General features: G+C 56.4%; 15 protein-coding genes, 1 tRNA gene and 2 pseudogenes. 16 read left to right on the top strand and 2 right to left on the bottom strand.

Translation table 11 applies throughout. The features are described from left to right. The first annotated feature begins 501 nt into the window (after positions 1 to 501). From RBB32_RS19520 to RBB32_RS21405, 10 genes are all read left to right on the top strand, one after another. Positions 502 to 1,257, top strand: a complete 756-nt coding sequence (locus RBB32_RS19520) for a GntR family transcriptional regulator (RefSeq protein WP_306155200.1) — start codon at positions 502 to 504, stop codon at positions 1,255 to 1,257. 99 nt (positions 1,258 to 1,356) lie between these two features. Then, the gene (locus tag RBB32_RS19515; RefSeq protein WP_306155199.1) at positions 1,357 to 4,956 is read left to right on the top strand and encodes a hydantoinase B/oxoprolinase family protein; all 3,600 of its coding nucleotides are present in this window, start codon (positions 1,357 to 1,359) and stop codon (positions 4,954 to 4,956) included. Positions 4,957 to 5,160: 204 nt separating this feature from the next. Then, complete coding sequence (locus tag RBB32_RS19510) at positions 5,161 to 6,417, top strand: FAD-dependent oxidoreductase (RefSeq protein WP_306155197.1); 1,257 nt, start codon at positions 5,161 to 5,163, stop codon at positions 6,415 to 6,417. Next, entirely contained in the window at positions 6,395 to 7,303 is a 909-nt protein-coding gene (locus tag RBB32_RS19505; RefSeq protein ID WP_306155189.1) for a LysR family transcriptional regulator, read from the top strand. The genes RBB32_RS19510 and RBB32_RS19505 overlap by 23 nt, the downstream gene beginning before the upstream one ends. A gap of 81 nt (positions 7,304 to 7,384) precedes the next feature. Further along, entirely contained in the window at positions 7,385 to 9,466 is a 2,082-nt protein-coding gene (locus RBB32_RS19500; RefSeq protein ID WP_306155187.1) for a hydantoinase/oxoprolinase family protein, read from the top strand. Continuing rightward, a complete protein-coding gene (locus RBB32_RS19495) occupies positions 9,463 to 11,217 on the top strand; it encodes a hydantoinase B/oxoprolinase family protein (protein WP_306155185.1) in 1,755 nt (584 codons plus the stop codon). Before RBB32_RS19500 ends, RBB32_RS19495 begins: the two co-directional genes overlap by 4 nt. Before the next feature lie 35 nt (positions 11,218 to 11,252). Further along, entirely contained in the window at positions 11,253 to 12,248 is a 996-nt protein-coding gene (locus RBB32_RS19490; protein ID WP_306155183.1) for a TRAP transporter substrate-binding protein, read from the top strand. A 72-nt stretch (positions 12,249 to 12,320) separates the two neighbouring features. Further along, on the top strand, positions 12,321 to 12,815 hold the full coding sequence (locus RBB32_RS19485; RefSeq protein ID WP_306155181.1) for a TRAP transporter small permease: 495 nt from the start codon (positions 12,321 to 12,323) through the stop codon (positions 12,813 to 12,815). Between the two features lie 4 nt (positions 12,816 to 12,819). Further along, on the top strand, positions 12,820 to 14,118 hold the full coding sequence (locus RBB32_RS19480) for a TRAP transporter large permease (RefSeq protein WP_306155179.1): 1,299 nt from the start codon (positions 12,820 to 12,822) through the stop codon (positions 14,116 to 14,118). A 505-nt stretch (positions 14,119 to 14,623) separates the two neighbouring features. Continuing rightward, positions 14,624 to 14,812, top strand: a complete 189-nt coding sequence (locus RBB32_RS21405) for a helix-turn-helix domain-containing protein (RefSeq protein WP_371931087.1) — start codon at positions 14,624 to 14,626, stop codon at positions 14,810 to 14,812. On the opposite strand, the pseudogene RBB32_RS19475 reads toward RBB32_RS21405, so the two are convergent. Further along, positions 14,728 to 15,109: pseudogene (locus RBB32_RS19475) on the bottom strand (transposase); the annotation flags it as partial. The gene RBB32_RS21405 and the pseudogene RBB32_RS19475 sit on opposite strands and share 85 nt — an antisense overlap. Positions 15,110 to 15,354: 245 nt before the next feature. On the opposite strand from RBB32_RS19475, the gene RBB32_RS19470 reads away from it, so the two are divergent. Together RBB32_RS19470 and RBB32_RS19465 are read left to right on the top strand one after the other, a co-directional pair. Continuing rightward, a tRNA-Gly gene (locus RBB32_RS19470) sits at positions 15,355 to 15,428 on the top strand. 100 nt (positions 15,429 to 15,528) lie between these two features. Further along, positions 15,529 to 17,325 (top strand): ABC transporter transmembrane domain-containing protein, encoded by a 1,797-nt coding sequence (locus RBB32_RS19465; protein ID WP_306155177.1) that lies wholly within the window; start codon positions 15,529 to 15,531, stop codon positions 17,323 to 17,325. Positions 17,326 to 17,569: 244 nt separating this feature from the next. Here the strand turns inward: RBB32_RS19465 and RBB32_RS19460 are convergent. Then, a pseudogene (locus tag RBB32_RS19460) lies at positions 17,570 to 17,746 on the bottom strand (IS30 family transposase); the annotation flags it as partial. A 155-nt stretch (positions 17,747 to 17,901) separates the two neighbouring features. Between RBB32_RS19460 and RBB32_RS19455 the strand changes: the two are divergent. The 4 genes from RBB32_RS19455 to RBB32_RS19440 all read left to right on the top strand — a co-directional run bounded on the left by RBB32_RS19455 (position 17,902) and on the right by RBB32_RS19440 (position 21,148). Beyond that, the gene (locus tag RBB32_RS19455) at positions 17,902 to 18,672 is read left to right on the top strand and encodes a Hint domain-containing protein (protein ID WP_306155175.1); all 771 of its coding nucleotides are present in this window, start codon (positions 17,902 to 17,904) and stop codon (positions 18,670 to 18,672) included. 214 nt (positions 18,673 to 18,886) lie between these two features. Next, positions 18,887 to 19,276, top strand: coding sequence for a hypothetical protein (locus RBB32_RS19450; RefSeq protein WP_306155173.1), 390 nt, complete (start codon positions 18,887 to 18,889; stop codon positions 19,274 to 19,276). Between the two features lie 36 nt (positions 19,277 to 19,312). Beyond that, positions 19,313 to 19,822, top strand: a complete 510-nt coding sequence (locus tag RBB32_RS19445; RefSeq protein WP_306155170.1) for a hypothetical protein — start codon at positions 19,313 to 19,315, stop codon at positions 19,820 to 19,822. Between the two features lie 261 nt (positions 19,823 to 20,083). Next, positions 20,084 to 21,148 (top strand): Hint domain-containing protein, encoded by a 1,065-nt coding sequence (locus RBB32_RS19440; RefSeq protein WP_306155168.1) that lies wholly within the window; start codon positions 20,084 to 20,086, stop codon positions 21,146 to 21,148. Positions 21,149 to 21,172: the final 24 nt, after the last annotated feature.

The following is a 21,172-nucleotide window of genomic DNA, read 5'->3' as shown; positions in this document are numbered from 1 at the left end:
CAAGCCAAGCTGGTTGGCATGCGCTGAAGCTGGGGTGATGGTTGGGCTTGTGTTCTACGGTAGCGCTGAACCGATCCTGCTTTTCGCCAACCCGTCACGCATTGCTACGCAGACAGCAAAAGCGGTTGAGCAATCGCGTTTGTTCAAGATGTCAAATTGGAGGCTAAACCTCTGGACGCTCTAAGCTGCAGTGAATTTGGTGCGCTTTTTGTCTTTTCAAGTTTGCATCCAAAGGATGACTTGACTCGGTATCCAATTAATGTTTTTCATGTATACAAGAAAAATACTGAAACCATGTGAAAGGTGACGATGCTTGCTGAATTCGACAAAACGATGGGCGCCTTCGGTGAGCTTGACTTGTTTCTTTCTTCTTTCGGGGTGGCGCGGCCAGCGCGAAATGGATGCAGCAAAAGAAGCACGGTCGCGTTGTGCGACCGGCTTGATCGAGCGCCTGGGCTCAGGCCAATCGTTGAAAAGAAAAGCTGAGATGGGGGTGGATCAATGACTGGTACAACAACGAAGAAGATGAACCGTGGTGGCGAGAAAATCTACCAGGGCCTGCGCGAGGATATCCTGTGCCTCAGGTTGAAGCCGGGGAGCGTGCTGGACGAGGCGGCCATCGCTGCGCGCTATGCTGTCTCGAGAACGCCAATCCGCGAGGCCATCATCCACCTGATTTCCGAGGGGCTGGTGGAGCGCCATGGGCGCGTGGCGCTTGTCGCATCGCTGAATTTCGACAATTTGCCGTCGATTTTCGATGCGCTCTTACTTTCAAGCAGAGTTGTTAATCGTGAGGCAGCTTGCAATCGAACCCGCGAAGACTTGAAAAACATTCGCACAAAGATGCTTGAGTTCGACCGGCTTTGTGGCGATGGGTCGGGCGTTCAGCGTCAGGATGCAAACCTCGAATTCCATATGGCGATCGCCGATGCTGGGCGAAACGAATATTTCTCCAGTTTCTATGAGCGTATGCTGCTTACGGCCAGCCGCCTTCATCAGGCCTGTTTTTCCAATCAGGTCGCGGCGGAGCGCAGCCCCGAGGAGCAGGCGGAGCTTCAGCAGCATTTAACTGCGACGAGCCAGCAACATCATCGCATTCTGGAAGCTATTGAAGCTCGGGATGCGGATCAGGCGGATCGTCTTGCCGTTGAACATCAGGAGCTGTCCTTCGCGCGTCTTCAAAATGCGGTTTTCGGCCGCAATCGCGATGGTTTCGAAGCGTTTTCGCTTGCGCCTGAAGCATTGGGCCGGCGCTGAGCTGAGCAGCCCAGACATCTCCGACGAACGATCAATGGCATTAAGCCTTCAGCCGCCAAAGGCGAAGGTGAACTTGTGAAACCAAGAAGGATTATTGAAATGTGGCAGTTCTGGGTCGACCGCGGCGGTACATTCACCGACATTGTCGCACGTTCACCCGAGGGTGAATTCAAGACGCACAAGTTGCTGTCTGAAAACCCCGATCGTTATCGTGATGCGGCGGTACACGGCATTCGTCACCTGCTTGGTCTTTCGGACACTGAAGCGATCCCTGCGAACACCATCGAAACGGTGCGTATGGGAACAACGGTTGCGACGAACGCATTGCTTGAGCGTAAGGGCGACCGAACCGTTCTTGTGACCACGCATGGCCTTGGAGATGTCTTGCGTATCGGGTATCAGAACCGGCCAAGGCTGTTCGATCTGAACATTATCCTGCCGCAATTGCTTTATGACGCGGTTGTCGAGGTGAAGGAGCGCAAGAGCGCCACTGGCGAAACAATCGTAGCGCCTGATCCGGAAGTGATACGGGCCGAACTGCAAAAGGTTTACGACGATGGTGTCCGCGGGCTTGCCGTGGCCTTCATGCACAGTTTCCGATTTCCGGAGCACGAGGTGCTGGTTGGCCGGATTGCCAAGGAAATAGGCTTCGAGCAGATCTCGCTCAGCCATCAGGTCAGCCCCCTTATCAAGCTGGTGGGCCGTGGGGACACCGCCGTGGTCGATGCCTATCTTTCGCCGATCCTGCGCCGATATGTCGAGCAGGTGAGCGATGCGCTGGATGCCGGCAGGGGCGCCTGCAAATCTCTTATGTTCATGCAGTCAAACGGCGGGCTGACCGATGCGCGCCTGTTCCAGGGCAAGGACGCGATCTTGTCGGGGCCAGCAGGGGGTGTCGTGGGCATGGTGCGCACGGCGGAACTGGCCGGGCAGGATAAGCTGATCGGTTTTGACATGGGTGGCACCTCGACCGATGTGTGTCACTATGCCGGTGAATACGAGCGCAGCTTTGAAACCGAAGTTGCCGGGGTTCGGATGCGCGCGCCTATGATGAGTATCCACACGGTTGCGGCGGGCGGTGGTTCTATCCTGAGCTATCGCAACGGCAGGATGCAGGCCGGACCCGACAGCGCCGGGGCCAATCCCGGACCGGCGAGCTATCGTCGGGGCGGGCCGCTGACGGTTACTGACTGCAACGTCATGCTGGGCAAGCTGCAACCGGATGCCTTTCCGCATGTGTTCGGGCCCGACGGCGATGCGCCGCTCGATGTCGGTATCGTTCGTGAGAAATTCGAGCAGCTGGCCGCGCAGATCGCCGAGGAGAGTGGACAGCCCACCAGGCGGCCCGAGGAGTTGGCCGAAGGGTATCTGCGGATCGCGGTTGAAAACATGGCCAACGCGATCAAGAAGATATCGGTACAGCGTGGCTATGATGTGAGCCAGTACACAATTAATTGCTTCGGAGGAGCGGGGGGACAACATGCCTGTCTGGTCGCTGACGTTCTGGGCGTTGAGAAGATATTCGTGCATCCCTTCGCCGGTGTTCTCTCGGCCTTTGGAATGGGGCTTGCGGATATCCGCGCCATGCGAGAGCAACAGTTCGGGCAAGAGATTGGGAACACCGCAGAGGCACAAGAGGTGCTTGACGCCCTGGGGCGAGAGGCGCGGGACGAGGTTGTGTCGCAAGGGATTGACGCGTCCGATGTGGATTTGAAGGCCATGGCGCATGTTCGGACGGCAGGGGCGCATCAAGCCATAGAGGTGCCGTTCGGTACCAAGGACGCCATGGCAGCGAGTTTCCATGACGCCCATGAACAGCGTTTCGGTTACAGGCCGACGGATGCCGATCTGATGATCGAGCTTTTGACGGTCGAAGCTATCGGCGCGGCGGGCGCGTTGCCCGAGGCGATCGACATCGAAGCCTGCGGGCACACCGTTCAAAGCGCCAGCATGTTTACCGATGGCAGCTGGCGGGACGTGCCTGTCGTCGAGCGTGCCAATATCGCTTTTGGCGATACGGTGGACGGCCCTGCAATCATCTCCGAACCGACCGGGACGAACATTGTGGAATCCGGGTGGCAGGCACAGGCGCTGGCGGACGGCAACCTGATGTTGCGGCGTGTCATTGCGCTTTCCCGTACCGAGGCGGTGGGCACGCAAGTCGATCCTTTGATGCTGGAGGTCTTTAACAATCTGTTCATGAACGTCGCTGAACAGATGGGGGCAACGCTGGCCAACACTGCATATTCGGTGAACATCAAGGAGCGGCTTGATTTTTCATGCGCCGTTTTCGACCCCGAGGGCGCCCTTGTTGCAAATGCTCCGCATGTTCCCGTGCACCTGGGGTCGATGGGGGAAAGCGTTGCAACCATCCTGCGTCAGAACGAAGGTCGGCTCAAACCGGGCGATGTTGTGATGATGAACAACCCGTTTAATGGCGGAACGCACCTTCCGGACGTTACCGTTGTCACGCCCGTTTTCGATGCTGCGGGCAAGGAGATCCTGTTTGTCGTGGCGTCACGGGGCCACCATGCCGATATTGGGGGTAAAACACCGGGCTCGGCACCGCCGGATAGCAGTCACATTGATGAGGAAGGTGTCTTGATCGACAATTTTTTCATCGTGCGCGCAGGTGTCTTCCAAGAAGCTGCTACCCGCGATCTACTGGCTTCCGGCCCCTATCCATGCCGGAATATAGATCAAAACATCGCGGATCTTTCGGCACAGATCGCGGCCAATGCAACCGGTGTTCGTGAGCTGCTTCGGATTGTCGAGCAATTCGGAAAAGATGTGGTGCATGCCTACATGGCACATGTTCAGGACAATGCCGAAGAATGCGTAAGGCGCGTCATTGACGTGCTCAAGGACAGCAGTTTCAGCTATACGCTGGATTCCGGGGCGAAGATCGTGGTCAACATCTCGATTGACCGTCAGAACCGCTCAGCCAAGGTCGACTTCACCGGGACATCCGAGCAGGATACGGGCAACTACAACGCGCCGCTGGCGATTTGCCGGGCCGCTGTTTTGTACGTCTTCCGCACCTTGGTCGGTTCGGATATTCCGTTGAATGAGGGATGCCTGAAACCGATTGAACTGAATGTACCGGAAGGGTCGATGATCAATCCGGTATATCCGGCGGCGGTGATTTCGGGGAATACCGAAGTCAGCCAATCCATCACCGAAACGCTGTATGGTGCCTTGGGCGTGGTGGCAGGATCACAAGGCACGATGAACAATTTTGTTTATGGGAATGACGAGCACCAAAACTATGAAACCATTTGTGGTGGCACTGGTGCAGGCGATGGTTTTGCAGGGGCCAGCGGTGTTCATTCGCACATGACCAACACCCGGATGACAGATCCAGAAGTGTTGGAAGGTCGCTATCCGGTGCGGCTTGAGCATTTCGGTATCCGTGTATGCTCTGGAGGTGCCGGACGGTACCCGGGCGGTGAAGGCGTGGTGCGCAAGATGAAATTTCTTGAGCCGATGACAGCGACGATCCTGTCGTCACACCGCGAAACAGCGCCTTTCGGCCTGAACGGGGGACAGTCCGGACAGCCGGGACGTAACGCGGTGATCCGTGGCGATGGAACGGTCGAGGAGCTGAAGGGCAACGATTCGCGCGAAATGGATGCGGGCGATGTTTTCGTCATTGAGACACCGGGCGGCGGTGGCTTTGGGGAGCCAGAGTCTACTTGAGGTTCCCGCGGCGTTGGTTCCCGAAAACCGTCGAGAAGCTTGTTCGGGGCGTGACGCACGGCGTTGCGGCCCGGGCGTAAGACTGTGATGGTGAAGGCGTTCATAAATAAAGCTTATTGATAAACATATACAATTATTGTTTTTATTTATTTAATTGCGATCTTACTACAAACCCGATTGTATGTGCGCCAAGGAGATATGTTCATGAAACGCAAAAGGCGCGCCGTGGTCATTGGGGCCGGTGTGATCGGGGCGACAAGCGCAGAAATGCTCCTTAGAACGGGTTTCGATGTAACCGTTATCGACGCAGAGGCCGAGCCGGCACAGGGGGCCAGCCGTGCCAATGCCGGGCAGCTTTGCTACCCTTTTGCCATGGCGCTGGGCAACCCGGGGTTTCTGCGGGGCCTGCCGCGTAGCCTTTTGGACCCGGAATCGGGGGTCGGGGTATCACCCTTGACGGTGATGCGGCATTGGGCTTGGCTGGCCGCGTTTCTTCGCAACTGCACAGAGGCCAGATACAATCGCAACTCGGAGCGTCTGCTGACCCTGGCAAAGATATCGATGAGCGCCCATGCGGCGCTTTTGAAGCGCTATGATCTGAAGTTTGACGCCCGTCAGACTGGAAAGTTGTGGCTGGCGCCGACGGATGCAGCCTTGCAATCTGCAATCCGCCACCTTCCTTTGCGGCGTCATGCAGGCTTTGAAGTTGAAGCGCTCGACGTCGGTGAATGCCTGAAAGTGGCCCCTCAGCTTGGCCAATCTAAGTACGCCTTCGCCGGTGGCATCTATGCACCCGAAAGCCCGGTTGGAGACTGCCGCGCTTTTACGTCCAACCTGATCAAGGAAATGCAGGCGCAGGGCGTCAAAGTGGAATTTGGCGTCAAGGCTTCACATGTGGAAACCTCGGGTGAACAAGTCACGGGAGTCAGGACGGATAACGGCGTAATACCCGCTGACGTCGTTGTTCTGGCAAACGGTTTAGCGGCTCCTCAGTTGCTTCCCCGTCGCCATCGACCTGCAATTGCGCCGCTGCGAGGGGTCAGTGTAACCTTGCCATGCGACCCGTCCGCGCTGAACGTCTCCATAACCGACCCCAAGCGTGCGGTTGCCATATGTCGTTTGGGGCATCGCTTGAGGGTGACTGGCGGAGCCGAATTCGCACCTAGTGGTGCTCCATCAAGACGCGCTGTCAGGCGTATCATGGACGTCGCGCGCGCGTGGATGCCGGACGCGGCAGACTATGATACGGTTGAAAATCAAGCATGGTGTGGAGTTCGGCCTACCACGGTTGACTCATTGCCTAGTATCTCTCAGGCGGGGGCAGAGGGGTTGTATGTCAATGCAGGCCACGGATCTTTGGGCTGGACCTTGGCTGCCGGATCTGCGGAAATTCTCAGGCGGCAGATCATGAACGCAGATGGCGCTGGGAGGGCGGCCTTTGACACTGGACCAAATCCGTAGTTTTTACCTTGTTGCCAAGCTGGGCACCTATCAAAAGGCCGCTGATCGCCTGAACGCTACACAACCTGCCATTTCAGCCCGTGTGGCCGCCCTTGAGACACGTCTGCGCACAAAGTTGTTTGATCGCACAGGCCATAGCGTGACCTTGACGCCGCATGGCCGGCGTTTCTTGTCATATGCTGAAAAAATGCTGGAACTCATGAACCTCGCAGAGATCGATCTCAGTCGTGGTCACGAGATAGGCGGTGTCTTCCGCATTGGTGCTTCCGATACGATGATCATGTCGTGGGTGCCGGAATTCCTTTTGGAACTGGGTAACATTTTTCCCGAGTTGATCGTCGAACTTCAGGTCGGTCCGTCGCCGCGTTTGCGGGATGAGCTGATTGCCCACGAGCTGGACATGGCGTTTATTGTCGGCCCGGTGACTGCACCCGAACTGATCAGTCAGCCGATATGCGAATGCCCGATGGTTCTGACGGCGGCGCCCGAGTTGGGCCTGCACGGCAAAAAGCTTAAACTTGAAGAGCTGGAACGCTTTAACATGCTGACGTTCGAGCGAAAAACGCAGCCGCATCAGAAGCTGAAGCGCGATCTGCGCGCGCGGGGGGTATCTGCAAGACTGAACCCGATTTCGTCGCTGGCAACTGGCGTGCTGTTGGCAACGAAGGGCTTTGGGATTGCGGCGCTTCCGCTTGTGGCAGTGGAAGACGAGATTGCAGCGGGCCGCTTGATGCTGCTTGACTCGGAGCTTGAGCTTTCTGCGATCCAGTTTTCGATTTGCTATTGTGACGGGCCCGACGCGGTTCTGGCATCCCGCGTGGTCGATGCGGCGCTTGACCATCTGAGGGCACGTGAATCGCGCGAGTCTATAAATATTTCTTTTTAAGAAACACATAAATTTCTCGTTAAAATTTTTTATTGCACACGCGTATGGTCCTCTGGATTTTGCATAGATTGGAGAGGCCGAATGCAGTGGCGTGTCGCATCTGACATTGGTGGAACATTCACCGACATCGCACATATCGACGAGAGTGGCGTACTAAGCACCATCAAAGTTCCGTCGTCGCCACCCAACTACGGGCAGGGTGTGGTTGCTGGCGTTTCGCAGCTGGCGCAGGAAAAGGGCTTTCAGATGGCTGACCTGTCCGCCATGGCGCATGGGTGCACAGTTGCCACGAACGCTATTCTTGAAAAGAAAGGGGCGCGCACCGCCCTGATAACGACCCAGGGGTTTCGTGATGTCTTGGAGTTGAGACGCATACGTGTGCCGCGCCTCTACGAACCGCTGTTCGTCAAACCTACTCCGTTGGTGCCGCGCGACTTACGCTTCGAGGTTGAGGAACGCCTTGATGCCAAGGGGGCGATCGTTACGCCGCTCAACGAGGATGACCTGCGCCGAGCGGCAGCCGAGATCAAGAGTAGCGAAGCCGAAGCTGTCGCGGTCTGCTTTCTGCATTCCTATACGAATCCCGAACATGAACGCCGCGCAGGGCAGCTTTTGAAAGAGCTGCTGCCCGATGTTTTCATCACCCTGTCCGTGGATACCCTGCCGCAAATTCGGGAGTACGAGCGCACATCGACCACCGTGGTCAACGCATATGTCGGCCCGCCCGTGCGGCGTTACTTGAACGGTATGGAACACGACCTGAAGGATGCGGGAGCTGATGCGCGCATCTCGGTTATGCAGTCATCCGGCGGCACGGTCGAGGCCGCCGCGGTGCGTGAAAAACCGGCGCAGATCGTTGAATGCGGCCCTGCTGCCGGTGTTGTTGCCGCAATGCGCTTGGCCAACATGCTGGGTATCGAAAACGCGATCACCTTCGATATGGGGGGAACAACGGCCAAGGGGTCGATGATTGAAAACGGTGGCGTGATTTTCGCCGAAGACTACGAGGTCGGCGACGGCATGAGCACCAAGGGCGCGATTGCCGGCGGTGGCGGATATGCCTTGCGCCTTCCGGTTATCGACATTTCCGAGGTCGGTGCCGGCGGTGGCTCTTATGTCTGGTTGGACAAGGCTGGCGCCATAAAGGTCGGTCCCGAAAGTGCCGGCGCCAGCCCCGGCCCGGCATGTTATGATGCCGGCGGCACGCGCCCGACCGTGACGGATGCAAACGTGGTGCTGGGGTATCTGAACCAAACGGCTCTGGCCGGTGGGTCGGTGCCGATCAGTTCCGAAATGTCGCGTCGCGCCATTTGCGATACCGTCGCCACGCCAACCGGGCTGGACCCTTTCCGGGCCGCTTACGGGGTGCATCAGGTGGCGAACGCAACCATGGTTCGTGCCGTCAAAGCCGTCACCACGTACAGGGGCCGCGACCCGCGAGATTTTGCCCTGATCGCTTTTGGTGGCAATGGCGGGGTCCACGGTGTTGGATTGGCCCGTAGTCTTGAGATCGGCAAGGTCATCGTGCCGCCAGCGGCTGGTGTCTTTAGCGCGGTAGGCCTTTTGCTGGCGGATCGGTCGGTTGCCGTCAATGGTGCCTTCTCAGCACAGGTTGAGGCCTTGAACCGCGAAAACGCGGATATCGAATATGACCGTTTGAAGAAAGAGGCAGCACGTCTTCTCGGGCTTGATGTTGCGGCTGCACGTTGTGCACTCGACGTGGAAATGCGCTATGTTGGGCAAGCTTTCGAACTTACCATTCCGCTCGAAGCGCCCTCCATGGCCAAGGCTGACCTGGCAGGTTTACGTGGTCGCTTCGACAAAGAACACGAGCAAAGGTTCGGACACTCCTTTGGCCTGGAAGAACCCGTTGAGATCGTCTCGATTAAAGTGACAGCGAGCGACCCGGATTACCGACGTCCGGAAACCATCCGTTTGCCTGGCAGTGAGCGTAAGGCGGAAGCGCTGCGCGATGTCTGGTTCGGGGACGAGCACGGGTTGTGCAAGACCCCAATCGTAAGCCGGAGCGGTTTGGATGAAACGCCCCGTAATGGGCCACTGATCGTCGAGGATTACGAGGGAACGACCATCGTGCCGCCAGATGCAAAGGCTCTCCGCGACAAAATCGGAAACATTGTCATCGAACTGGAGTATGCGAAATGACTGAAGTCGCAAGAACAACCGACCCTTTCCTGCTCGAGATATTGCGTAATGCATTTGATACGATTGCCGAAGAGATTACGCTTACCATCGTTCGCACGGCGTATTCCCAAATTGTCCGGGACAGCCTGGATTTCTCAACGGCCTTGTGTGATGCGCGCGGGCGCACGCTGGCGCAAGGTGTCTGTACGCCGATGCATCTTGGGGCCTTTCATGATGCCTTGGCCGATATGATCGAAGAGGTGCGGGAGGATCTGCACCCCGAAGACATCTTCATCATGAACGACCCTTACGCCGCGAACGGTCAGCACCTGCCCGATATATACGTTGTCCGCCCGATTTTTCGTGGCAACCGTTTGATCGGCTGGGCGGCGACGCTTGCGCACCATTCGGATGTCGGCGGGATTGTTGCAGGGTCCAACGCCCTTGGGGCCACGGAAATCTGGCAAGAAGGTCTGCGAATTCCTGTGCTCAAGCTGTATGACCGCGGCCAGCGCAACGAGACATTGTGGAAAATGATCCGCCTGAACGTGCGTACCCCGGAAATGGTGACCGGGGATCTGCAGGCCCAGGTTGCCGCCTGTGCCGTTGGCATGCGCGAATTGAACCGGCTTTACGATCGCTATGGTGACGATGTCATGGACCAAGCGATTGAGGATCTGAACGCTTATGCCCGTACACTCGCTGAAGCCGAGCTGAGCGAGCTTCCGGATGGATGCTATGAATTTACCGATCACATCGACGGGATCGGCGATGAACCGGAGCCGATTGTGCTGAAAGTCGCCGTTACGATCTCGGGCAAGAAGGCGATAGTGGACTGGTCCGGCTCAAGCGCACAAATCGACGGTGGGGTAAATTCGACCTTCCCGTTCACCAAAGCCTGTGCTTATGCCGCCTTGAGGTCATTGATGCACGCCGATGTTCCAAACTGCTTTGGATTTACCGAAGCCGTCGAGGTGCGGGCACCCAAGGGCACGGTTGTGCATCCTGTTTCGCCCGCACCTTGTGGCGCGCGGGGGATTACCGGCTATCGCATGATTGATTGCTTGTTCGGCGCTTTGGCCAAGGCGGCACCCGATCGCATCACCGCTGATGGTTCTGGCGGCTCGACCCTTCCGACGATTTCAGGGTGGCACGAGGGCAATATTTTTGTGTTCTGCGAGACCGCGATGGGGACTTGGGGGGCAAGCCGCTATGAAGATGGGCAAGAGGGAGTGCCGCATATCGGCGCCAATCAATCGAACGTTCCCATTGAGATGATCGAAAAAACCTACCCATTGCGAATTGAACACTATGGCTTTGTCGCTGATAGCGGCGGAGCAGGTCGCCGCCGCGGCGGGTTGGCTATTCGCCGAGACTATCGGCTGCTTGCAGACGATGCGATGCTGAATGTTCGGTCGGATAAGCGTGAATTTCCGCCACACGGCCTGAATGGCGGCAGCATGGGGAAGCCCTCGATGAACAAGCTGATTTCCCAAGATAACGTCCGGGTTTTGCCTGTCCTGCTAAGTTCGCCAGTGCGAATGAAAGCAGGGGATGTCTTTAGCCACGTCATGGCCAGCGGCGGTGGCTACGGTCGCGCCGAAGAAAGAGAGCCGGAAAAAGTCCTCGAAGATGTACGTCTTGGCAAGGTGACCATTGAAGGTGCCGCAGGCGATTACCTTGTCGCGATCAACTGCGGCCCGAAGGGGTTGGAGATCGACGAAGCCGCTACGCGCGCTCTGCGCGCGGAGCAAAAAACTATGGCTGTGTGAAACACGGCCGAAACCAACTAGAATGTGGAGGAAACATGTTGCATAAAACTCTTCTGAGCGGGCTTGCCGCTTTCGTCATCGGATCCGGCGCGGCATTTGCCCAAACAACCCTTGATATGACAAGTGAATACGAGGCCAATTCGCTTCATGGTGAAGGCGATCAATTCTTCGCCGATAAGGTTACGGAATTGTCAGGTGGCGATGTAGAGATTGTTCTGCACCTTGGTGGGGCTTTGGGTTTCAAGTCCAAAGACAACCTTGACGCCGTGGGCGACGGCATTGTGCCGATAGCGGACACCCTCGGCGGTACGCTGGCCGGATCTGACCCGATCTTCCTTCTGAGCTCTTTGCCGTTCGTGGCGGCCGGTCCGAAGGATGCGCGTGCGCTTTATGAAACGGCAAGGCCTGCCTATGAGGAGTTCTTCGAAAAGAACGGGCAGATATTGCTTTATGCGTCACCTTGGACGCCGTCGGGCCTGTGGAGCAACAAGGCCGTGAACTCGCCCCAAGCGCTTCAAGGGTTCAAGTTGCGTACGTATGACGCTAATGGAACCCGCACAATGATCGAGGCCGGAGCCGCACCGATTCAGCTGAGTTGGGCAGATGTCGTGCCGCAACTGGCGACCGGTGGTATCGACGGTGTTTTGACCTCGGCCGAGGGTGGTGTGTTTGGCAAGTTCTGGGAGCATCTTTCGCACTTCAGTGAAGTGAACTATGCGCTGCCGTTGAACTTTGTGCATATGAATGCCGATATGTTCGAGAATCTCGACGAGGACGCACAACAGAGCATTCTCAATGCGGCCGCCGCCACCGACGCACGCAACTGGGCGCAACTCGAAACACGCATCGCGAACAATTATAAAGTCTTGCGCGACAATGACGTGGCGATCACCGAAGAGATCAGCCCTGAATTCCAACAGCACTTGGCAGATGCGGCTGAAACCGTCATTGACCAGTGGAAAGGCGATGCCCGCGACGAATACATCGACATTTTGAATGCCTACGGCGAGAAGGTCGGTCGAGCTTTTTGATCGGCGTCGCTCGTATGGGGAGCGGGTTACAAAACCCGCTCCGCAACGTTGCTGGAAGAAAGGTGGCAACAGATGCAAAAGCTTGCAAACTCGCTGTCGAAGATCGCGAACATTCTCGCAATCCTGGCCCTTGTCTGGATGTTCGGTCATATAATTTTCGAGATGGTTCTAAGGAACGTTTTCGACCGCTCTACTTTCGTTCTGGATGAATTCGTTGGCTATGCCGTTTCCGCGTTGACCTTCCTTGCCTTGGGTGAGGCGTTTCGCCGTGGGGAACTTATACAAGTGCGATTGTTTCAGGATCACCTCGGGGCCGCGGCCCAATGGGCCCTGCAATTCTTTGGACATCTTGCTGCGTTCTGTGTGGGCACGTTGATCCTTTGGTACGTGGGCAAAAGCGTTGTTAGAAATTTCGAACGAGGCACCACCAGCGCCTCGATCGCCGAAGTGCCCCAGTGGATTCCCGAAGGTTTCGTGCTGCTTGGCATCGCTGTCTTCATTGTTCAGGTCTTCGTGGCGCTGTGCCACGTCGCAACAGGACGCAATAGCATGGTCGAGGGGGAATAGGCTTATGGATGCTGGAACAACTTCCCTGCTGGTTTTGTTGCTGCTCGTTGCGTTCCTGGCGTCAGGGACGATTATCTTCATATCAATCATAGCGGTTTGTTCGATTGCCCTGACGACCTTTATGGGCTTCGATCTGGACCGTCTCGGGTCCACGGTGGCGCGGATCATGATTCGCGGCTCCAGTTCTTGGGAACTGTCTGCCATTCCATTGTTTATCTGGATGGGCGAGATCGTTTTCCGAACATCAATAATATCCCAGATGTTCCAGGGCCTGACGCCATTGGTCAGCCGATTGCCTGGCGGTCTATTGCATACCAATGTTCTGGGCTGCGCATTGTTCTCAGCGGTGTCGGGATCGTCCGCTGCGACAACGGCGACGATCGGTAAGATCACCCTATCCGAACTGCGTGGACGCAACTATGACAATAATCTTGCCCTTGGCTCATTGGCCGGAGCCGGGACGCTTGGACTTCTGATTCCTCCGTCGCTGGTCATGATTATTTATGGCCTGCTTGCCGAAGTATCCATCGTCCGTTTGTTTGCCGCGGGTTTGATCCCGGGCCTGATGATTGCAGGGCTGTATAGCGCTTATATCATGGTGGTCTGCTCAATTCGGCCAAGCAAAGCCCCTGTTGAGCAATCTGATTTTGGCGTTGGCGAGGCCCTTTGGAAGCTGGCGCCGATCACTGCTATCATTGCGGTGGTGTTAGGCACGATTTATTCGGGTTGGGCGACGCCTTCGGAGTCTGCCGCCGTTGGAGTGCTCATGGCTCTTTTTGTTGCGGCGCTCAAACGCGAGTTGAGTTGGGAACTCGTATGGAGTTCCTTGAAAGGCGCAGTGCCAACAGCCTGTATGATCTGTACGATCCTCACGGCAGCTGCGCTGTTGTCGACCACTCTTGGATTTCTCCACGTCCCGCGCGATGTGGCGCTCTTTATTAGCGGGCTGAATCTTTCTCCTGCGGGTTTGCTGCTGGTGCTGGCCGGGTTTTACATCCTCTTGGGGCTGCTTTTGGATGGGATCTCAATAACTGTCATGACCTTGCCTATCACGCTGCCGCTTGTGCTTGCGGCAGGAATCGACCCGATCTGGTTCGGAGTATTCCTTGTCGTGATGGTGGAATTGGGCCAGATGACGCCACCTGTCGGCTTCAACCTGTTCATCCTGCAGGGTATGAGTGGTGCATCGATCCTGAGGGTGACGCGTGCGTCGATCCCATTTTTCCTCCTGATGTGTTGTGCTGCAGCCATCTTGGGATTTTGGCCGCAAATTGCGCTTTGGCTTCCGAATGTGCTCTACTAAGGTTTTCGGACCAAAACCGGCATCTCGGGGAGCCTCGAATTCTGGGTATGGTCCATCCTGCATGCAGAATGGACCATACCAGTCGCTTTACTGAAGGCGCTACGGTCGTGGTTTCAAAACTTGATTTAAGATGGATAAAGCGGACGAGCGTCCCCGCACATCTGAGGAAATCCCCGTCGCCGCAGAATGCTAGGGTTTTGCAAGGTACCTCCCATGCTTCGTAACAATGTCAAAACGGATGGAAGGGAAAGCCAGCGCTGTGACGGCTATGGCTCATGACCTGAAGGTCGCAGGTTCAAACGCTGCTCTGGCAGTAAAATTATTCCAGCGGTATGATCATTTGACTCACTTTTGGGTTTCCCAAATAGCCCGTCATCTGAATCACTGGTCTCATCTAAATAGGAGGGGATCACGGGGCAGCAGTCAAGGTAACACGCGATGATATGACAGCGAAGGATTTGCGCAAGCCTCTGGTCGTGTGAAAGACGGCAAGGTGGCGAGGCAGATGCTGGCGATTGCGCTTGTTTTGGAAGGTACATCTCGAAAGGCGGCTGCCGAGAGCTGCGGGGTGGAGCGGCAGACGTTGCGCGACTGGGTTCATCGGTACAATCGTGCCAGTACGTCCTCGAACAGGCGCTGGAACAGGTTACTGTCGCGGAAGCGACCATGGCGGTTCTTGGAAAAGGTGGCGTAATCCGGGGCCCGGTTAGCCAGGTCTAGGCGGCAGAACTACCTGTAGGCGAGGTTGAGATGGATCTCTTCGCAAAGACGGCGGTCGGATCTGATCCCGGAACAATAGCCCATCAGCAGCATCCGTATCATCAGCTCAGGGTCTAGCGATGGATGACCGTTCCAACTGTAGAACTGGACGAGGTGCGGGCGCAGGCCGCCGAGTGCGACAAACCGGGAGCAGGTGATCCGACGAGACATGGGTTTCCAGCGAGAAGTCGTAAAACAGGTCGCCTTGCGGCGCCGATTTCTTCCCCATCATCGAACGCACCCTCCTGAATATGCAGGAAGTGCATCAGCCGGCAGCCCGCTAATCAAGGCGTCTTTTTAACAGAATCTCCGCTCTGCCGACTTTCACCCTCCGAGAATGTTTCAAGGTGGACGAATGGCAGGTCTGGTAAAGCTGCACCGCAGTGCTCGGCCATGAAGCGAAAGGCAGCTCAGGACTGTTCACAGACTTCAGTCTTGACCATGCACGATGCATGAAATAGTGACTGCCGGTACCAAGCGGGCATGGTGAAATGGTATCACACGAGCCTTCCAAGCTCTTGGTGCGGGTTCGATTCCCGCTGCCCGCTCCAGATTTCCCCGGTTCATCACAGATGCGGCGAATCTGTCCCCTTGACCCGGGGCGCTGGCCCGGCCAAGAACCATCTCCGTAACGTGTAAAGGGAACAGGACATGGTGCGCAGGGCCTCATCGGGCGCGGAAACCGAAGATCGTGAGAAATCCAAGCAGTTGGGCGCATTGGCCGGGCTTTGGCCTTTCATGCGCCCCTACCGGGGGCTCATGGTCGCGGCCGTGCTGGCGCTGGTTCTGACGGCGACGGTCTCGCTCATGCTGCCGATGGCGGTGCGCCGGGTGGTCGATAATTTCGGCGCCGAGGATGGCGCGATTCTCGATCTCTATTTCTCCGCCGCGCTTGGAATCGCCGCGCTTCTGGCGCTGGGCACGGCGCTGCGCTACGCATTGGTCACGCGGCTGGGCGAACGGGTGGTGGCCGATATCCGCAAGGCGGTCTTCGACCGCGTCATCGGCATGAGTCCCGCGTTCTATGAAAAAATCATGACCGGCGAGGTGCTGAGCCGCATCACCACCGATACCACGCTGATCCTGTCGGTGATCGGCTCCTCGGTGTCCATCGCCTTGCGCAACCTGTTGATCTTCCTTGGCGGTCTGGTGCTGATGCTGATCACCTCGGCCAAGCTGACGGGTATGGTGCTGCTGATCGTGCCGCTGATTATCGTGCCGATCCTGACACTGGGCCGCCGGTTGCGCAAACTCAGCCGCGAAAACCAGGACTGGATTGCCAATTCCTCGGGCAATGCCTCCGAGGCGCTGCTCAGCGTTCAAACGGTGCAGGCTTTCACCCACGAAGACCAAAGCCGCCACCGGTTCGGCGATGTGACGGAAAAAAGTTTCGACGCGGCCAAGCGGCGGATCACCACCCGCGCGGCGATGACCATGATCGTGATCTTTCTGGTCTTCACCGGGGTGGTGGGCGTGCTCTGGATCGGGGCGCGGGACGTGCGCGCAGGGGACATGAGCGCCGGTGCGCTGGTGCAATTCGTGATCTACTCGGTCATGGTGGCCGGGGCCGTGGCCGCCCTTTCGGAAATCTGGGGCGAGTTGCAACGCGCCGCCGGGGCCACCGAACGCCTGCAAGAGCTTTTGCGCGCCAGCGATGGGGTGCAAGACCCGGCCAATCCGGCCCCCTTGCCCAGCCCGGTCTGTGGCAGGATCGCCTTCGATCACGTGCGTTTCTCCTATCCCTCGCGGCCCGGCACGGCGGCGCTGGACGATGTCACGCTTACCGTTGCCCCGGGGGAAACCGTGGCGCTTGTCGGCCCCTCCGGTGCGGGCAAGACCAGCGTCATCCAGCTGATCCAACGCTTCTATGACCCGGACGCGGGGCAGATTAGCCTTGATGGCGTGCCGCTCGACACCATGGCGCGCGGCACCTTCCGCAAGGCGATGGCCCTTGTGCCACAAGATCCGGTGATCTTCGCCGCCTCGGCGCGCGACAACATCCGCTTTGGCCGCCCCGAGGCCACGGATGCCGAGGTCGAGTCCGCCGCCCGCGCCGCCGCCGCGCATGACTTCATCAGCGATCTGCCGAAAGGGTATGATACCTATGTCGGCGAACGCGGCGTGATGCTTTCGGGCGGCCAGAAACAGCGGATCGCCATCGCCCGCGCCATCCTGCGCGACGCGCCGGTGCTGCTGCTGGACGAAGCGACCTCGGCGCTGGATGCCGAAAGCGAACGCGCGGTGCAGGAGGCGGTGGATGAAATGGCGCAAACCCGCACCACCATCATCGTCGCCCATCGCCTTGCCACCGTGAAAAAGGCCGACCGGATCGTCGTGATGGACCAGGGGCGCATCGTGGCCACCGGCACCCATGATGCACTGGTCAAGGAAGACGGCCTTTATGCCCGTCTTGCACGCCTGCAATTCACCGATGGTCAGGCTGCCTGATCCGAAAGCCTGCGCCTGCCGCCGATGTCGGATGCCTCCGGCGGGGGTATTGTCAAGAGTTAAAAGCTATATAGATTAGAGTATTACACTCTCGGCGAATTCTGACATCCATTGTTTTATCCACATAGTAGTTTCAGGCCGGATCATACCTTTGTCACTTCGATCTCGTTTTCTGCTCATGGAGACTTTAAAGCCATGCTGGCGCAGGATTTTCTGGTAGTCGTGCGAACAGTATTGTGAGGCTTCAACGGATTGTTGCAACACACTCTTGGACCTTCTCTGCTGAGGGTCGGTGTAGCAAGGCTTTTCGAGGCCGCTCATTGAGCTGCCGCGCCACTGCGCTGAGTTTGGTTTGGCTGTAGGTCGACATATCCAGCCCTCTGGGAAAGTACTGGCGTAAAAGACGGTTGGTGTTTTCATCGCCAAGTGGATGATCAGATTCGCTTACCGGATAGCTTCCTCAATCTTCCACAGGTTATCTCAACCGTCATGGTTAAGTGAACTTCCTCACTCGGACTAATCAAAAGTTCGAAAAAGAGTGGCGGTAGTTAAGTGTCGAAGAGTCAGGAGCGCAGCATGAGCCAAATCATTGACCTGCACACTCGGCGGCAGGAAACAGATCCTTCTCGCTACGCGGCAAATATTGAAACCGAACCGATGCAAGTGCGCCGCGGCGAGGCCCACGTAGCCCAAGCACCCAATCTAAATGCAAGCCGCGCCTTGCAAGCAACAACTCACTATACTCTGCCCGGCGACACAATGGTCCAAGCATACCACATGATGGATGCGCACCATTGCGACATGCCGGTTCAGGAGCTTCGTGCAGGCGATATTGTGCGAACCTTGGATTTTGGATTTCAGACCGTGTTTTGGGTCGGGTCTCACGTGTTGACGAACTATCACGGTCACAAACAGGTCAGGTTTGCCCCTGGAAGTATCGGAAATGCCGATACGATCTTGGTTGCCCCCAATCACCAATTAATGCTTTGGCATCCTGCCGCAGAAGATTTGTTCGGTGTAAACGAAATTCTGGTCGAAGCACGGCATCTCGTGAATGAAACAGATGTCATCAATGTGGCCACCACAACGACGGAATTTTTCCAGATACTCTTCTCTCGTCACCAGATCATCTTTGCGGATGGAGTTCCCTCGGCAAGTCTGTACGTCAATTCCCGAGCGCTTGGCAGTTATGACCCCGAACATCGGAATGAATGGGTCAAGGCACTGCCCGATCTACAAGATACATACATGAATCGGTACGGCTCAACTGTCCGTCGGGTGTTGTCTGAGCAAGAGGTTCGGATGTTGCAGAGCCTTGGCGGGTTTCGGAGCGGGGGTGGAAATTGACCCTGTATATGTACAACAGACATTCGGCCCGAGAAGCAAACACAGGGGATCACGGCCATAGCCCGACGGTCGAACCGAACCGTCGGCGTCTTGACCGTGCTGTCTGCCGTACAGGGACATACACTCGCTTTACCGCAATGACGCCGCTGCTTGTCATACCCTACCTTGCGGCGGGTGAAATCGCGGCTTGGCCGAGCAAACAGACGGTCTGCCAATGACAGACAGGATTCATCACATCGGCTCGGAAATCATCGAGAGTTCAAGAGACCGGAGAGCCGGGAAGATAGCCGTGACGGTCGAGTTACGATTCACCTTTTGCGATGAGATCCGTGGCCCCTCGAAAGAGACATCATCCAAGCAATTTATAATTATTCAGGACGCTTCCGCAAACTGGCGGAAAACGAAGAAAAATGCCTTGGAAAAAGCATGGAAGCGTCTCGAATCTTACTTTTCCGGGGATTGCCTGGAGGGAGACAGCAAGAACATTTTTGCGACCGATTTTGAGGGCGGGGGGCAAACTCACACGGAGCTTCCTCCAGAGCAGGAGTTAAGTCTGCAACAAGAGCTGAGGCAAATAGAACTCGAATTCAAAAGCTATGCGTGACGGACGCAAACAGAACCCGCAATGGCATGCAACAGTATGACACCACATCAGAAGAACACCGGGACACATTTCCAAGCTGGGAAAGAGGCGTTGGAGTCGAAGGTATTTGCCTCCGCCACATCGTCGCCTTGGGCGAAGTATTTGCGTGAGGATGATCTTCCTGGCCACTACAGCGTGGTCTTTTTCGCGGCCGAGGATCGAAACAGCCGCAAATGCTGCGAATGGCTGGCTGACGCTTTTGCCGAAACGTATCACTGCTCCAATCATCGTGCCTTGTTGAATGGTGACATGTGGAAAACAATCCATTCCCCGGTGTTGATCATAGACATGGCCAATGTTGGCCGTCTGGAAGCCAAAAGCCTGGAATTGAAACGTTTGCGTGCCCGGTTTTGTGATCTCCCGGTCATATTGCTGTGTCGGACCTATGATGAAGCCCGCGAAATGAAACTCGCGGACCGAGACAATATCACGATATTGCTCAAGCCTTTCGGAAGGGACGCGCTCATAAGCGCCGTTCAAAATGTCCTGACCGGATATGGTCGTTGACATGCAGTTCATCCCTTCAAGCCTTGCGGGCGGAGAACTCGCTTTTGGGACAGCTAGGGTATTAGAGACCGGTCCTCTCGCAGGTTCCCAGGTTCCACGCATCACACCGAAACCACTCACGGCCAGAATTGAAAAACTTTAGGAGCAGGAAACATGCCATCGCAAAGATCCTGGGGATGGGCCACGAACAGAGGTCTGAACGCAAATAACCCGGAAAACCTGATTGGGTACTCATTCCAGTCTGACGCGACTTACCAAACCATGACTTACCGAGATGGTGACGGTAATGGGACTGTTGGTAGCACGTCAACAAACACCAGCCATACCAACGATGGTGTGGCAATTGATGGTTCCGCTTATAACGTATCACACCACTGGTCGTACAAGGCTACGATCACCTACTCGGATGGTACAACTCTCGAGACCACTATCATGGCCATGCGTCTGGTTGATGATCCAGATCAATCGGGAACAGGAGATTACCACGGGAAACTTGTTTTCAGACTTCATGATAATGCAATCGACAATGTCTACAACGGTGACGATGGAGCGGGCGGAAACAATTACCCACTCGCCAAGCTCGAAACAATCACGATAACCGACTACGTCAATGACGTTGCGGCACGCAGTATGAGCAATGCCCTCGCCGACGACTATCCTGTCTGTTTGACGCGTGGTGTTTTGATCAAGACGGATAAGGGCGAGGTGAAGGTCGAGGATCTCAAGATTGGTGACCATGTCCTGACTGTTGACCACGGTTTTCAGCGCCTACGTTGGATAGGCTCCAGAAAGATTTCCAAGGACGAACTGAAAAATAACGGCAAACTCAAGCCAGTTCTTATCAAAGCCGGGGCATTGGCCGCGGGCTGGCCGGAGCATGATCTATTGGTTTCTCCCCAGCACCGAATTTTCATTACCTCACGTATTGCGCATCGTATCACGGGGTTCAATGAGGTTCTGATCCCTGCAAAAAAGCTTGCTGGATACCCCGGCGTACAACACTCTGAACTTGGAAACGATGTAGAGTACTTTCACCTACTTTTCGACTCGCATGAATTGATCTGGAGCAATGGCGCCATCACTGAGAGCCTCTATGTAGGGCCACAAGCCCTGAAAGCCTTGCCGCCCGAGAGCCTTGAGGAAATCCAAGAGCTATTCCCAGGTGTCTTCGAACCGGATTTCCAACCGTCGCCCGCACGGCCATTTCTTCAAAGGAAAGGTGCCGTAAAGTCACTGATTTCCCGGCATCTAAAGCATCATCGCCCAATGGTTGGGGTCGTGTCTCGGAGTTGGTGGAAATTTGAAGGCGGCGTAATCTCCGGGTGAACATCCACCCACCCAACCGGCGGC

The sequence above is a fragment of the Roseovarius sp. MMSF_3281 genome (genome assembly GCF_030733685.1).
In the GTDB taxonomy this organism is placed as follows: domain Bacteria; phylum Pseudomonadota; class Alphaproteobacteria; order Rhodobacterales; family Rhodobacteraceae; genus Roseovarius.
Note: the sequence above shows the minus strand (reverse complement) of the source record. Positions and strands in the feature narration are given on the sequence as shown.